General features: G+C 68.8%; 11 protein-coding genes. 4 read left to right on the top strand and 7 right to left on the bottom strand.

Going from position 1 to position 14,822, the window contains the following annotated elements:
* Positions 1–135: 135 nt before the first annotated feature.
* Entirely contained in the window at positions 136–1,602 is a 1,467-nt protein-coding gene (gene ahcY, locus AC6I21_RS03330) for an adenosylhomocysteinase (RefSeq protein ID WP_343830903.1), read from the bottom strand.
* A gap of 247 nt (positions 1,603–1,849) precedes the next feature.
* Complete coding sequence (locus AC6I21_RS03325; RefSeq protein ID WP_138175401.1) at positions 1,850–2,233, bottom strand: DUF3499 domain-containing protein; 384 nt, start codon at positions 2,231–2,233, stop codon at positions 1,850–1,852.
* An 86-nt stretch (positions 2,234–2,319) separates the two neighbouring features.
* Here AC6I21_RS03325 and AC6I21_RS03320 point away from each other — a divergent pair, with 86 nt between their 5' ends.
* Positions 2,320–2,778, top strand: a complete 459-nt coding sequence (locus AC6I21_RS03320) for a metallopeptidase family protein (protein WP_175419307.1) — start codon at positions 2,320–2,322, stop codon at positions 2,776–2,778.
* A gap of 9 nt (positions 2,779–2,787) precedes the next feature.
* On the opposite strand, the gene AC6I21_RS03315 is transcribed toward AC6I21_RS03320, so the two are convergent.
* The 4 genes from AC6I21_RS03315 to AC6I21_RS03300 form a co-directional block, all read right to left on the bottom strand.
* A complete protein-coding gene (locus tag AC6I21_RS03315) occupies positions 2,788–4,413 on the bottom strand; it encodes a RecQ family ATP-dependent DNA helicase (protein ID WP_497763105.1) in 1,626 nt (541 codons plus the stop codon).
* 184 nt (positions 4,414–4,597) lie between these two features.
* A complete protein-coding gene (locus AC6I21_RS03310; protein ID WP_497763104.1) occupies positions 4,598–7,096 on the bottom strand; it encodes a DUF5719 family protein in 2,499 nt (832 codons plus the stop codon).
* Positions 7,096–10,602, bottom strand: a complete 3,507-nt coding sequence (locus AC6I21_RS03305; RefSeq protein WP_497763400.1) for a glycosyltransferase — start codon at positions 10,600–10,602, stop codon at positions 7,096–7,098. Before AC6I21_RS03305 ends, AC6I21_RS03310 begins: the two co-directional genes overlap by 1 nt.
* Positions 10,602–11,123, bottom strand: coding sequence for a WhiB family transcriptional regulator (locus tag AC6I21_RS03300; RefSeq protein WP_138175411.1), 522 nt, complete (start codon positions 11,121–11,123; stop codon positions 10,602–10,604). The genes AC6I21_RS03305 and AC6I21_RS03300 overlap by 1 nt, the downstream gene beginning before the upstream one ends.
* 286 nt (positions 11,124–11,409) lie before the next feature.
* Between AC6I21_RS03300 and AC6I21_RS03295 the strand changes: the two genes are divergently transcribed.
* Positions 11,410–12,129, top strand: coding sequence for a TIGR03089 family protein (locus AC6I21_RS03295; RefSeq protein ID WP_497763103.1), 720 nt, complete (start codon positions 11,410–11,412; stop codon positions 12,127–12,129).
* Between the two features lie 108 nt (positions 12,130–12,237).
* On the opposite strand, the gene AC6I21_RS03290 is transcribed toward AC6I21_RS03295, so the two are convergent.
* The gene (locus AC6I21_RS03290; RefSeq protein WP_343830893.1) at positions 12,238–12,831 is read right to left on the bottom strand and encodes a GtrA family protein; all 594 of its coding nucleotides are present in this window, start codon (positions 12,829–12,831) and stop codon (positions 12,238–12,240) included.
* Between the two features lie 219 nt (positions 12,832–13,050).
* On the opposite strand from AC6I21_RS03290, the gene AC6I21_RS03285 reads away from it, so the two are divergent.
* Together AC6I21_RS03285 and purE are read left to right on the top strand one after the other, a co-directional pair.
* Entirely contained in the window at positions 13,051–14,211 is a 1,161-nt protein-coding gene (locus AC6I21_RS03285; RefSeq protein ID WP_138925735.1) for a 5-(carboxyamino)imidazole ribonucleotide synthase, read from the top strand.
* A 57-nt stretch (positions 14,212–14,268) separates the two neighbouring features.
* The gene (purE, locus tag AC6I21_RS03280; RefSeq protein WP_497763102.1) at positions 14,269–14,802 is read left to right on the top strand and encodes a 5-(carboxyamino)imidazole ribonucleotide mutase; all 534 of its coding nucleotides are present in this window, start codon (positions 14,269–14,271) and stop codon (positions 14,800–14,802) included.
* Positions 14,803–14,822 lie beyond the last annotated feature (20 nt).

Raw genomic sequence — 14,822 nt, 5'->3', positions numbered from 1 at the left:
TGATGGCTGTCGCGATTTCAGCATAACCAGTGACCAGCGCACTTTCCCGGATTACCACACCGCTAGCCTCCAGCTTCGCCGGTCGGGTGCCGGGCCGGGCCGGACGCCAAGGACCGGCCCGGCCGTCGGGCGCCTTTAGTAGCGGTAGGCGTCGGACTTGTAGGGTCCTTCCACCGGTACGCCGAGGTACTCGGCCTGTTCCGGGCTCAGGGCGGTCAGCTCCACGCCCAGGGCGTCCAGGTGCAGGCGCGCCACCTTCTCATCCAGTGCCTTGGGCAGCACATAGACCTGTTTGTCGTAGTGCCCGGTACCGGCCTTGGTGAACAACTCGATTTGGGCCATGACCTGGTTGGTGAATGAATTGGACATCACGAAGGAGGGGTGGCCGGTGGCGTTGCCCAGGTTCAGCAGCCGGCCTTCGGAGAGCACGATGATCGAGCGTTCCTGCCCGGTGCCGGGCTCCAGCACCCATTCGTGCACCTGCGGCTTGATTTCGATCTTCTGCACGCCGGGCACGGCGGCCAGCTCAGCCATCTGGATCTCGTTGTCGAAGTGCCCGACGTTGCCCACGATGGCCTTGTCCTTCATCGCCAGCATGTGCTCGACCCGGATGATGTCCTTGCCGCCGGTGGTGGTGATGAAGATGTCCCCCTGGCCGACCACGGATTCCAGGCGGGCGACCTGGTAACCGTCCATGGCGGCCTGCAGGGCGCAGATGGGGTCGATTTCGGTGATGATCACCCGCGCGCCCTGCCCGCGCAGCGCCTCCGCGGCCCCCTTGCCCACATCCCCGTAGCCGCACACGACGGCGACCTTCCCGCCGATCAGCACATCGGTGGCGCGCATGATTCCGTCGGGCAGCGAATGGCGGATCCCGTACTTGTTGTCGAACTTGGATTTGGTCACCGCATCGTTCACGTTGATCGCCGGGAAGAGCAGTTCGCCGCGTTCGGCCAGCTGGTGCAGGCGCAGCACGCCGGTGGTGGTTTCCTCCGAGACGCCCTGGATCTGCCCGGCGATGCGGGTGAACTTCTGTGCGTCGCGGGCCAGGGATTCGCGCAGCACCGAGAGGATGATCCCGTGCTCGTGGTTTTCCGCCGCGTCCGGGCCGGGCACCGCGCCGGCCGCCTCGTACTGCACGCCCAGGTGCAGCAGCAGGGTCGCGTCCCCGCCATCATCCAGGATCATGTTCGCCCCCAGGCTCGGATCCTGTTCGGCCCCCGGCCAGGTGAGGATCTTCTCGGCGGTCCACCAGTAGTCCTCAAGGGATTCGTTCTTCCAGGCGAATACCGGCACCCCGGCCGGCTGTTCGGCCGTGCCGGTGCCGACCACCACCGCGGCGGCGGCCTCATCCTGGGTGGAGAAGATGTTGCAGCTGGCCCAGCGCACCTCGGCGCCCAGGGCCACCAGGGTTTCAATCAGCACCGCGGTCTGCACGGTCATGTGCAGGGAGCCGGCAATGCGTGCCCCGGCCAGCGGCTTGGCGTCACCGAACTCGGCGCGCAGGGACATCAGGCCGGGCATTTCCTGTTCGGCCAGCCGGATCTGGTGGCGGCCTTCCTCATGGCGGGTTATGTCGGCGATCTTGTAGTCAATACTCATGGGCTCCCAGTCTTTCGCGACGTCGGTGGCTGGGCGCTGCCGGGGTACCGGCCTGGCGCAGCACTTAGTGCTTGATGCTAGTCACATTCGCCGGTGCGGGGGCAATCAGGTGACGTTTTATCGCGGCTTCTCTCAGCACCACCGGCACTGGACGCGGTGGGAGGCGGCGCAGGGCATTGCGCGCTAGGCCGCCGGCGGCGGGGACGGGGTGACTTTTGCGTCCACGGCGGCGCGGGGCCGCAGCCGGTTAGCGGCCGGTGTCCTGCTGGTCCTGGGGCAGCACGGCCAGGCGCGGGCGGGCGTCGAGCTTCGCGCCGCGGGCGCTGCGCTGGGCGGGGGCGGGCTTCTCTGGGGCCGGGCGTTCTTCCTTCACCGCATGGGCCAGCGCGTAGAGTTCATCGTCCTGCGCGGCGGACTGCTGCAGCGAGTCCGGCAGCTGCAGGCGCATCAGCTTCCAGCCGCTGGGAACGGTCAGCCGGTCGGCGTGCTGGGCGCACAGGTCATAGCAGTGCGGCTCCGGGTAGGTGGCCAACGGACCGAGCACCGCGGTGGAGTCCGCGTAGACATAGGTCAGTGTGGCCCGCGCCTGTTCGCGGCACGCGGGACGAGAGCATAAACGAAGACCTTCCACGGTGCTAAGTCTACTCGCCGCCGGCCCACAAACCCGGCAGGCACGGGCACCGCACGGCCGGGGTGTTTCCTTGTATGCTGGCGGGCATGAAGGAGAAATCCCGACCCCCGGCCCTGCCCGCGCGCCGGCGCCGCCACGGGCGTGGCCGGCGTGGACCGCTGGTGCCCATGCACCTGCCGGGGTACCGCACCCGCCCGGAACGCTTCGACGACGCGGTGGTGGCCAGCGCGCAGCGCCTGGCCGAACGCTGGGGCACGGCGGTGGAGGCCATCGACTTCCGGATCCGCCCGGTGCCCAGCGGCAAGCTGCTGGAGAAGGCGGCGGCCTCCGGGGACCGGGTGCCGCTGGCCTCCTCGCGCACCGCCACCCCCGGCCGGCGGGCAAGGATCAGCATCTACCGGCTGCCGATTGAGCAGATCGCCGAGTCCTACCCCGAGGTGGTGGACATCGTGCACCAGTGCGTGGTGCACGAACTCTCCCAGCTGTGGATGCAGTCGGTGCATGAGATCGACCCGGAGTACTTCCCCGAGGACCCGGACCTGTAGCGCCCCGGCCTATTGCCGGCGCAGCACCCCGGTCTCGTCGATGACATCCTTGGACAGCGTCTTGTAGCCTTCCTCCTCGAACAGCACGGTTAGCCGGTCCTGTTCGCTGCTCATCACGATCCCGCTGCCCCACTGCTCGTGGATGACCGGTTCGTTCAGCGGGAAGCTCTCATCGGCCTCGCTCAGGTCCTGCGCCGTGCCGGCCAGGCAGTTGTCGCAGTTGCCGCACGGGTTTTCCAGCTCATCGCCGAAGTAACCCAGCAGGTACTGGCGCCGGCACCCCTCGGTTTCCGCGTAGCCGCGCATCATCTCCAGGCGGGAACGCTCGATCCGGATCCGGGTCTCGGCCGACTCCACCGCCTGCTTGACCGCCTGGTCCACCTCCGGGCCCGGTTCGGCGATCACCAGGTTGCGCCGGGTGCGCACCACCCCGGCCGATTCGAGCAGGTTCACCAGATTGGTGACCTTCCGGGCGGAGAACTGCCCGGCCAGCTCCCGCTTCAGGGTTGAGGGCTTGACCCGCCGCCCGGCCCCATGCAGGGCGGTGAGCACCCGGCGCACCTCCTCCGGGTCTGCGTGGTGGGCCCCGAAGAAGGTCTGCAGCCCCAGGTCCTCGGAGCGGTAGTGCAGGATCGCCCGCGCCGCTTCCCCGTCCCGGCCGGCCCGGCCGATCTCCTGGTAGTAGCTGTCCAGGGAGCCGGGGATGTCCCCGTGCACCACGAAACGCACGTTGGGCTTGTCGATTCCCATCCCGAAGGCGGTGGTCGCCACCACCACGTCCAGGTTCCCGTCCAAAAAGTCGTTGTGCACCGCCTGCCGGTCCCCCCGGTTGCGCCCGGCATGGTAGGCGGCCGCGCGCAGGCCCCGGTCGTTTAGTTCCGCGGCGTACAGCTCGGTGTCCTTCCGGGTGGAGACGTACACCAGTCCGGGGCGCGGCAGCGCTGCAACCTGCTCAAGCACCGCCGCCCGCTTCTGCCCGTCCTCGTGGTGCCGGTTGACCTCCAGGCGCAGGTTGGGACGGTCGAAGCCCTCGGCGATCACCAGGGCGTCCTTCAGCCGCAGCCGTTCCACGATTTCCTCACGCACCGGGGCGGAGGCGGTGGCGGTCAGCGCCACGGTGCCCGGCCCGCCGATCGAATCCTTCAGCGTCCCCAGGCGCAGGTAGTCGGGCCGGAAGTCATAGCCCCAGGCGGAGACGCAGTGCGCCTCGTCAACCACGAACAATGCCGGCTTCAGCTTCTTCAGCCGGTCGATCACCTCGTCCTTGGCCAGCTGTTCGGGGGCCAGGAAGAGGAACTTGATCTTCGCCTCGGCCGCGTCCTGCCAGGCCTGGCGCTGCTGCTTCTCGGTGGCCGCGGAGTTCACCGCCAACGCCCGCACGCTGCCGGGCAGGGCGTTGATGTCCTCCAGCTGGTCGGACTGCAGCGCGATCAGCGGGGAGACGACCACCACCAGTCCCTCCAACGCCATCCCGGCCACCTGGTAGATCGCGGACTTGCCGTAGCCGGTGGGCATCACCGCCAGCACATCCCGTCCATCCACGGCGGCCTTGATGGCCTTCAGCTGGTCCGCGCGGAAGGATTCCCACCCGAAGACCTCGCGGGCCAGGCGCTTGAGTTCGGCTACATCGGCCATGTCTACCACCTTTCGGCGGCCAGCTTATGCCACCGTGGGCGGTGCGCGGAGTTTTCCTGTCAGTAGCCTTGGAACCGGGGTCCGCGCCACCGGCAGTGCGTCCGGGCGGGGCACAATACACAGAACCCCGGCCGGCAGCGACCGTGTGGGGTCCTGCCGGCCGGGGTCCAATCGGTGGTGGCGGCTAGCCCCCGACGTTCACCACGATGCCTTCGCTGCCGACGCTGGCCGGCGGCATCTTCACCCAGCTGACCGAACGGTCCGAGCCGAGCAGGGTCTGGGCAATGTAGGCGTCCGCGTCGGCCTGGAACAGCACCGCCTGGGCGTCTTCGGAAACGTCGGTGGGCTTGAAGGTGCGTGAGGTGCCGGCCGGCACCTTCAGCTCCTGGCCTTCGGCCATCGACCCGTCCTTGGAGATCACCACAGCGTTGACGGTGGCTTCACCCTGCGGGGCGGCGATCGTGAAGGTCGCGTTGCCGTGGGCCGAAAGCGGGGTCACCTGGTTGCCCACCAGCGGCTGGGAGCTGCTGGCCCAGGCGGTGTCCGAGGAGTCCTTGGGGTTCTTTCCGCGCACCATGCGCACCGCGGCGGTCACCGGGTCATCGGCCTCCACCACCACGGTGTAGTACCCGGAGTCCAGCTGGCGCAGATCCACGATCGAGGTGGCGTTCGAGGCGACGGCCAGGTGGTCATCGAACTTCGCGGCGACCTCGCCGCGCTCGTCGAGCACCTTGACGCTGAACCCGGCCCCGGCGGCGCCGGTGGCGGACACGTGCAGCTGCGGCACCAGGTTCTTCGCCGCAGCATCCGCGGTCAGTTCGTCGATGTTCGACTTCTCATCGATCCACACCCCGGGGATCACCTGGGTGTTGGCCGCCGGGGCGCTGGCCGCGACGAAGTCCACCCCCGAGGGGGTCAGCCCGCGCAGCGCGGACTGCTGGATGCTGGCGGTGATCTTCCCGCCCAGCGAGCGGATGTTCGCGGAGACCGACTCCTGGCCCTGCGCGTAGCCGCCGAGCACGATGGCCCGGCTCGCACCGGGGGCCAGCACGATTTCCTGCAGCGTGGAGGTGTCGACCAGCCCCTGCGGACCGCGCAGCTCAATGGAGACCTGGGCGGCGGTGGAGGTCGGGTTGGCCAGGTGCAGCACCGAGGAGCTGCCAGTGGTGGTCTGCAGGCCGGTGAACCGCCAGTTCGACGCGGCGGCAACACAGTTGCCCGCGGCCAACCCGGCCAGGTCCCCGTCCTTGGCCTGGTAGCTGCGCAGCCCGCTGCCGATGGAGGGCAGATCCCCCAGCGGCTGGATGCGCAGCACCTGCAGCGGGTCCAGGTTCGCGGTGTTGCCCACCTGGGCGGTGCGCCCGGTCAGGCCCTGGTCATCCGAACCGCGGGCCTCGCGGGCCTGCTCGTCCGGGATGCGCTTGGTCAGCTGGCGGGATTCGTCCTGGCCCAGCTCACCGAGCCCGGATCCCGGGATGCGCTTGGCCAGATCGGAGACCACGGCGCTGCGGATGGTGGTGGACACGTCCTTGGCGCCCGGGGCGAACTGCGGGTCGGTGCCGTCCACGCCCTTGAGCAGCTGCGGCACCTGCGGGCAGGTGTACACGCTGTCCCCCGCCGGCAGGCTGGTGACCGCGCTGGGCAGTTTGCCCGGTTCGGCCTGCGGTGCGAACAGCGATCCCGCCGCGACGGCGCCGCCGGCCAGGAGCACCACCAGGGTGCTGCCGGCCACCGCTCCGGCCTTGCGCCGTCCGGAGTGCCGGCTGTCGCGGGCCGCGGCGGCCTGCGCCTTCTCCCGCTTGCGGCGGCGCTTGGCCGCCTTCGAATCCAGGTCGGTGGCGGCGGCACCGGCCGCCGTCGCCTGCGGGGCCGGGGTTCCGGGCTGGGCGCCAGTCGTGCCGGCGCTTTCGCCCCGGGTGTCCGAAGCGGTCGGCTTCTGTTGGGCGGCGGCGCCGCTGGCGGCCTGGGCCCCGGCGGCACCGCCCGCGGCGGCACCGGACCCCGCGGTGCTGCCCGCGTCCTTGGCCGTGGCGGGCCGCTCCGGAGCGGACGCTGCATCGTTGGACGCCGGCTTGTGCGCGTGCTCCGTGGCCCGCGCCGGCCAGCCGGGCTGGGCCGGGGAGGCGTCAGAGGCGTCGGCCGGCTTGGGCACCGGGTTCGCGGGTGTGCCCGCGGCCCCGGGTCCGGCGCCCTCGGGCGTACTGGCCTGGGGGCGATCCGTGCCCGGCTGGGCGGTCCCGGGCTGTGGGCCGGAGGGCTTTGCGGGTGCCGAAGCCGGATCCGTGGCCTGTGGCTGGCGCTGCGCGGGCTTCTTCGCGGGTTCTGCTGCGCTGCCGGCGGCAGATGCCTCGTTCGGCTCGTTGCCCCGGGTGCGCCCGCGCGCCTTCTCCCGCTTCTGGCGCAGCTTCTGCGCCTTCTTCTCGGCCTTGGCCTCCACCTTGGCCCGGCGCTTGAGTTCGGCGGGGCTCGGCGCGGCGCCCTTGGGTGCGCCGGCACCCGCACCGGGCTCGGCGGCGCGGTGCGACCCGCTGGCCTCGGTGACCGGTTGGGGGGCCGCCGGCTTGGGTTCGGGCAGCGCGCCGGAAGCCGGCTTCGGGGCCGGGGTTCCCTGCGTTCCCTTGGCGTTGTCCTGCCGCCCGGTGTTCGGCTGGTCGTCCATCGGCTTCTTCGATTCGTCAGCCACTACTTCTTCTCCTGCTCAACGCTGGGATCGGACAACCGGTCACTGGCCTTCGGGGCCAGCTGGTCGCGCAGCTCACGCTGGCGCTCCCGGGCCTGGCGTCGGCTGAGCGGGGTGTCGGGCACCAGCTGCGGGGCCGGTTCCTCCAGCTGCTCGGCGTGCGTCGTCGGCTCCGGGCGCTGCGGGGCCACGGTGGCACCGTGCGCGGTGCCCACCGATACCGGTTCCTCACGGAAACGGAAGTCGGCATCCCGGTATCCGGAGAGCCGGCGCCCGGCCGGGACCGGGATGGCCAGCAGCCCGGTCACCAGCAGCACCACCGCGCCGAGCACCAGCAGCGGCACGGCCAGCAGCTGCTGGTAGCCGACGTTCAGTGCCCCGCCCTGGGCGGGCACCTCGAACGCCTGCGCCCAGCGTTGTTCCCCGTCCTGCGGGTAGGTCACCGGGCGCAGCTGCTGCCCGTCCAGGCTGGCGTTGAAGCGGCTGTCCACACCGGTGGCCAGCACCAGGGTGCGCGGCTGCTGCGCGGCCGGAATCTGCACGTCGCGCAGGGTGCCGCGGCGGCTGTCGAGCACCTGCACGCTGCCGTCCTCGGCGACCAGGCGGGCGAATCCGGTACCGGCGTCCACCGCGTCATCGTAGGTCACCCGCCACAGCCAGCCGCTGTCGGTCTGCCCGATGGCGGCCAGGCCGCTGGCGGCGTCCAGGGTGCGCACCATGGCCGAGGGTTCCCCGGCCTGGTCCAGCACCACATAACCGACGCCGAGCTGGCGCAGGTTTTCCCGGGCGTCCACGGTCGAATCGGCCAGCAGCATCGCCACGGCCTGGCGCTGCAGGTCCTGCGGCACCGAATTCTCATTGCGTTCAGGGTGCAGCAGCGAACCGGTCAGCTGCGCCACCTGGGAGCTGCGGCTGAGCGAGTCCAGGCTTTGTCCGGCTCCGGAGACCAGTTCACTGTCGATGCTGCCATCCGCCCGCTGGCGCAGCACCAGGGTGCGCTCCTGCAGCGGGCCGCGTCCGGCATCGGCGGCCGTGGCCGGGATGCTGCGTTCAGCCGACGCGTGCACCTGCTGCCCGGCCACCAGGGCGGTCGGGGACTGGTGTGGGGCCGGCACATCCAGGGTGGCGGCCACGGCCACCGCACCGCAGGCCACCACGCTCACCGCGGAGCACACGGCCAGCAGCTTCAGGGTCGGCGCGGCGCCGCGGACCCGTTGCCCGTGGGTGTGGTGTTCGGCGCGCAATGCGGCGACCGCGTTGGCCGCCGCAGCCAGCAGGGCGAACACTGTCAGTGAGACAAACGGGCCGGTGTAGGCGCTGACTGCCTGCTGCGAGTCGATGCCCACCGGGATGAAGCCAATCCCCCACCCGGCGACGAGTGACAGCAGGGCACCGAGCACCATCATCCGGCAGTTCGAACGCAGGGTGCGCTGGCCGGTGGCGGCGCTGCCGATGGTGCCCACCACGGCCAGCGCCACCAGTGGGGCGCCGACCAGCAGGGCCAGCACCAGCGCCCACGGGCCCTCGGGCAGGAAGCCGAAGCCCAGCGGGGTGCCGGCGGCGTCAAACGCCTCCGGGAAGCCCAGCAGCTGCTGCCACGGGGCGGCCGGGGTGAACGCGGAAGGCACGCCCGGCTCGGTGAACAGCAGGCGCGGGTTGCCCAGCGCCTCCAACAGCAGCGGCAGGTTCCACACCAGCGCCGGCAGCGGCACCCACCACAGGGTGCGCGCCTGGCGGGCGCGGGTGATGGCCACCAGGTACAGCAGCACGCACAACAGGAGGAAGAACGGGAAGGACCCGGCCGAAATCACGAACAGCAGCAGGGCCGCGCAGGCCGAGGCGGTCCACGCCGAGGCGGTCCACGCCGAGGCGTTGGAAATCCCGGCGGCACCAATCGTGGGCTCATGCCCGATCCCGGCCTTCAGCGCGCGCAGCACCGCCAGGAACAGCAGCGGCAACAGCACATGGATCAGCGCCGCGCCCACCCGGCCGGAGGCCAGGGCGGAGAACAGCACCGGGGACAGGCCCCAGAACAGGCTGAGCACAAAGCGCACCGCCCGGGAGCGGGAAAGCGCCCCGGCGCCGAACCAGGCGAACAGGGCGGCTAGCGGCATCGCGGCCAGCAGCAGCACCGCGCTGGCCTGGTTGGCGTGGTCGAAGCTGAGCGCGGAAAGCAGCCAGTACAGCAGGTCGGTGTTATCCGGTGCGGCCCCCAGGCCGCTGCCGGCCGGCTGCCACCAGCCAAAGGCGTTGCGGGAAATCTCGCTCAGGCTCAGCGACAACGGCTTGAGCGCCCCGCCGCCCAGGGCCTGGGCGCCGAGCAGCGAACGCCACGCCACCAGCGAGACGCCGGTGGTCAGCAGCAGGGAAAGAATCAGGGAGAAGACCGCGGTGGTCTTCGGCGGCCCCGCGATGCGCACAAAGTCGGAGAAGTTGTCCCCGCTGGGCTCGGCTGCGGGCTCCGCGCCGGTGCCGTCGCCGAACACCTGGTGCTCCTCGGCCTTGGCGCTGAGGTTGCGCCGGTATTCGCGCACCTCCACCGCCGGAACCATCAGCCGGGTCGCCTGGTGGCGGGAGACCCGCCGGCTGGCCTTGGCCTGGCGCCGGGAGGCGGCCAGCTTCACCGGGCTGAACAACCCGCGCAGCGTGGCACCGAGGTGGTTGAACGCATGGCCCGGATCCTTGGCCAGCAGCGAGAGGAAGAAATGCCCGATCCCGGCCAGCAGGATCCCCAGCCACACAAACGGCAGCGCCGGCGCCGAGGCGTGCTTCAGGCGCAGGTAGACCTCGGAGCGGCGGGCCTCCTTCGGCCCGGCCAGCGCCGCATGCACGTCCGTGCGGTGGTACATCTTCGCCGCCGGGACCACCACCACGCGGTGACCGGCCAGACGGTTGCGCCAGCACAGGTCGATGTCGTCCCCGCGTCCGGGCAGGGCCGGATCAAAGCCGCCCAGCTCCTCGAACACGTCGCGGCGGATGAACATGCCGGCGGAGGAGACCGCAAAGTAGTCGCTGCGCGCGTCGTACTGGCCCTGGTCCACCTCGTCGATGTCGACCATGGTCAGCCGCTGCGCCTTGCGGTCGGTGCTCAGCCCCACGTCGATCAGCCGTCGCGGGGAGTCGATGTCCAGCAGCTTGCACCCGGCGATCGTCACCGACTCACTGGCCTCAACCACCGTGGTCAGCGCCTCCAGGGCGTCGGGGGCCGGCATCGAGTCGTCGTGGATGATCCACAGCCATTCATCGCGATCCGCGCGGGCATCGGGCAGGCTGGCCACGGCTTCGGCCACCGACAGGCCCAGCGAGTGCTTGTCCGCCCTGACGATCAGCGCATTGGACGGCAGGTTGGCGCTCAACACCTGGGCGGAGCCGTCGGTGGAGCTGGCATCAACCCCGATGAACCGTTCAATGGGCCGGGACTGGTTGCGCAGCGCGGCTAAAGTGCGTGGTAAAAAGTCAGCGCCATCGTGCGTGGCAACGATGGCGGTGACATGAACTTGCGGGCGAATTAGATTGCTCGTTTCCGTAGACGACGACGTTCACGCTCGGACAGGCCTCCCCAGATGCCGAAGCGCTCATCATTGCTCAATGCGTACTCCAGGCATTCGGAGCGGACCACGCAGGCCCCGCAGACACGCTTGGCGTCGCGGGTCGAGCCGCCCTTCTCCGGGAAGAAGGCCTCCGGGTCGGTCTGCGCACACAGCGCACGGGCCTGCCAACCGAGTTCACCCTCGTCGACTTCCCCACCGATTCCCAGCCAGACAGCCTTAATGCTCTCACGCATCTGGTCGTTTTCATCCAGTTCCGGAGCCCAGGAGCCGGTGTTGTCCTCGTCCGGCTGCGACTGGGTCTGGTGTTCACGCAGGAATGCATCCGCGGCATTCTCCAAATCAGCGGCGACGGAGGACTGCGATGCCCCGTCGGCCTGCGGATCGACAAACCAATCGGACGGAGCGCCCTGAACCCCATACTGGGCGGACGCAACAGCCGATGTCGAATACTCGGAGTACCCCTGCTCCATCTTCGCCATGGTGATGTTGACCCTTTCGCTACACGTCTCGTCTCAGGCATTCTGACGATGCCACACGCCCCGACTCCGGTTAGTCCATCGAAATATCGAAAAACTCTTACCGGCGTCCGGCGCACCATCTAATTACATCGGTGTAACTCCTCGAGAGTCAAGCGGGGAGGTTATTCTATGGACAGATCTCGGCATTGTGTCTTCACAACACGCCGGAGAAATCCCCCGCCAATCCGGGCGAGTCGCCACTTCCGCGCATTCCCGGTGAATTCCCAGCAAGCGATTGAGGTTCAGCATGACAATCGATACCAATTCGTTACCTTTCGTCGAAAAGTTACTTGGCCCCCGCCGCGCCGACGCAACCCCCTGGCTGATCTGGCATTCGGCCGACGGTGAGCGCATTGAACTGAGCGGACGGGTCTTCGACAACTGGGTGGCGAAAACGGCGAACCTGCTCGCCGAGCTGTTCGACGTCCAGGAAGCCAACGAGCTGGTCTTCGACCTGCCCGTCCACTGGAAGAGCCTGGTGCTGGCCGTCGCGGCCTGGCACCACGGGGCGACCGTCATCACCCCCGACGACCCGCAATCCGCCACCGCCGCCTTGTGGATCAGCGACCGTCCGGCCGGGGAGCACATTCCGGCAAGCGCGGACGTGCTGGGTGTGGACCTGGCCGCACTGGCCCTGTCCTTCACCGGGGATCTGGGACCGGCCGAGGACTACAACGCCGAGGTACGCGCCTTTGCCGACGACTACTACCCGCAACCGGTCGACGGCGGCCTGAGCGCGCTGCGCACCGCCAACGCCGAGCTCAGCTACGAGCAGCTCTTCTCCCACCCGGGCCGGGCGCAGGGAACGATCCTGGTCTCCAGCGAGCTGGGCATGGAAAGGCTGCTGCCCTTTGCCATCGGCCAGTGGCAGGCCGGGGACGCGCTGGTGTTGGTCGGGCCGGGAGTTGAAATCACCCCGCGGCTGCTGGAGGGTGAACGCGTCACCGCCCGCCACCCCGAACACTAGGGCTACGGCCGGCCACGAGACCCGAAACGGTTGAAAGCAAGGTGCCCGCCGCCGCGTACTGCGGGGCGGGCACCTTGCCCATCATCACGTGGATGGTGACAGAGGACGCTAGGCCGATTCTGGTCGGCTCAGCCCGATGCTTCCGGTGTCCGGCCCCACGGTGCTGGATGGCGCGCCCTGCGAACGAACGGCAATGACTTCCGGTTCGGAGGAGGCGGCACCCACCAGGGCCGGCTCGGTGTCGGGCAGGATTTCGGTGCGTTCCCCGCCGAAGACCCAGAACTTATAGGCGAAAAAGCGGAAGATGGTGCCCAGGATCAGCCCGACCACCGAACCGGCGATGAATACGCTGGTGGTGTCGGTCAAGCCGAGCATGTACTTGGTCACCCACACACAGGCGGCCGCGATGCCCAGGCCGATGGCGTTCATGACCAGGAACATCACCAGTTCCCGCACCACGTTCGCCTGGCGGCGGTGGCGGAAGGTCCAGTAGCGGTTGGCCACCCAGGAGAACAACGTCGCGACCACACCAGCAACAATCTTGGCCTTCACCGGCGAATCGCTCATGGGGCCCGAGAGCATCCACAAATAGATCGCGGAGTCGACCACAAAAGCGGCCCCGCCGACGACACCGAATTTCGCCACTTCCCGCCAAAGCGTGGAAACCAGTCCACGGATCTTGACGCTGATGCGTTCGAACATTTTCCTCCAGACGTGCCGCGGCCCGCCTCCACCGTTCTCGGTGCGCTGCCACGGGCCAGAACCTACATCACACAGATGGCGATTCTGGCAGATTTAGCTGTCTTATCCCTTGATACAAACAGTTCATAATATCGGCTTTTCCTGATAAATGACCGTGGATGGGCGCTTGCCGGGGCTCGGGGGAACGGGCGGGAGCCAGAGTTTCGCTACCCTAGAGGGGTGAGCTTTCCGAAAATTGGTGTAATTGGTGGCGGGCAGTTGGCCCGCATGATGGCCCCCGAGGCCCTGAATCTTGGCTTCGAACTACATGTGCTGGCCGAGGCCGAGGACGTCTCGGCGGCCCGCAGCGTCCCCGACGCCCCCGTGGGTGATTACAAGGACCTGGATACGCTGCGTCACTTCGCCAAGGGCCTGGACGTGGTCACCTTCGACCACGAACACGTGCCCAATGAACACCTGAGCACATTGATCAGCGAAGGGGTGAACATTCAGCCCCGCCCCGAGGCCCTGATCCATGCGCAGGACAAGCTCGTGATGCGCCAGGCCATCGAGCAGCTGGGCCTGCCCAACCCGCGTTGGGCCAAGGTAAAGAACGTTGCGGAACTGATCGCCTTCGGCGACGAGATCGGCTGGCCGATCGTGCTGAAGACCCCGCGCGGCGGTTACGACGGCAAGGGCGTGCGTATCCTGGACGATGCCCAGGCCGCCCGCGATGCGGCCGACTGGTTCGCCAACGGCGCGCTGCTGGCCGAGGACAAGGTCAACTTCTCCCGCGAGCTTTCCGCACTGGTGGCCCGCACCCCCTCCGGCCAGGCCAAAGCGTGGCCGGTGGTGCACACCATCCAGGTGGACGGGGTGTGCGATGAGGTCATCGCCCCGGCCCAGGACATCGATCCGGCCGTGGCCGAGGCCGCAGCCGCCGCGGCGCTGCGCATCGCCGAACAGTTCGGCGTCACCGGCGTGATGGCCGCGGAGCTGTTCGAGACCCCCGGCAGCGGGGCCGGCTTTGTGATCAACGAGCTGGCGATGCGCCCGCACAACACCGGGCACTGGACCATGAACGGCTCGGTCACCAGCCAGTTTGAGCAGCACCTGCGCGCCGTGCTGGACCTGCCGCTGGGCGAAACCCGCGAACTGGGCCTGACCGTGATGAAAAACTACCTCGGTGGAGAAAACCAGGACCTGTACTCCGCCTTCTCCGCCGCACTGGGTGCTGCGCCAGAGGTCAAGGTGCATGCCTACGGCAAGTCCGTGCGCCCCGGACGCAAGATCGGGCACGTGAACGTGGTGGCCAACACCGGGCAAACAGTTGATGAACTGCGTCAGCGCGCCGAGATGGTGGCCGCGTTGATCCGTGACGGCGTGAAGCAAAACGCATAGCCTATGCCTAGTGGTGGTGGCCTGCGCCACCCCAAGACAAGTTCAAGGAAGCAACGAATGACAACCTCTGCCCCCGTGGTCGGCCTCGTGATGGGTTCGGACTCCGACTGGCCGGTCATGCGCCTGGCCGCCCAGGCCCTGACCGAGTTCGGCATCCCCTTCGAAGCCGACGTGGTCTCCGCGCACCGCATGCCCACCGAGATGATCGAGTACGGAAAGAAGGCCCACGAACGCGGCCTGCGCATCGTCATCGCCGGCGCCGGCGGCGCCGCCCACCTGCCGGGCATGCTCGCCTCGGTGACCCCGCTGCCGGTGATCGGCGTGCCGGTCCCGCTGGCCAAACTGGACGGGATGGACTCGCTGCTGTCCATCGTGCAGATGCCCGCCGGCGTGCCGGTGGCCACCGTCTCCATCGGTGGGGCCCGCAACGCCGGGCTGCTGGCCGTGCGCATGCTCGCAGCGGGAACCGACGAACACGCCCGCACGTTACAAAATAAATTGCTTGAATTCGCGGACTCCCTGCGCGATTCAGCGCACGCCAAGGGTGCCGCCCTGCGTGCTGAAGTCGCCGACGAAAATTTCGCGTCCTGATCAAGGAAAGTCTCTAGCTA

It is taken from the genome of Glutamicibacter sp. St.4D3 (assembly GCF_059728615.1).
The sequence above is the reverse complement of the archived record's forward strand: the minus strand, read 5'-3'. Positions and strand labels throughout refer to the sequence as shown.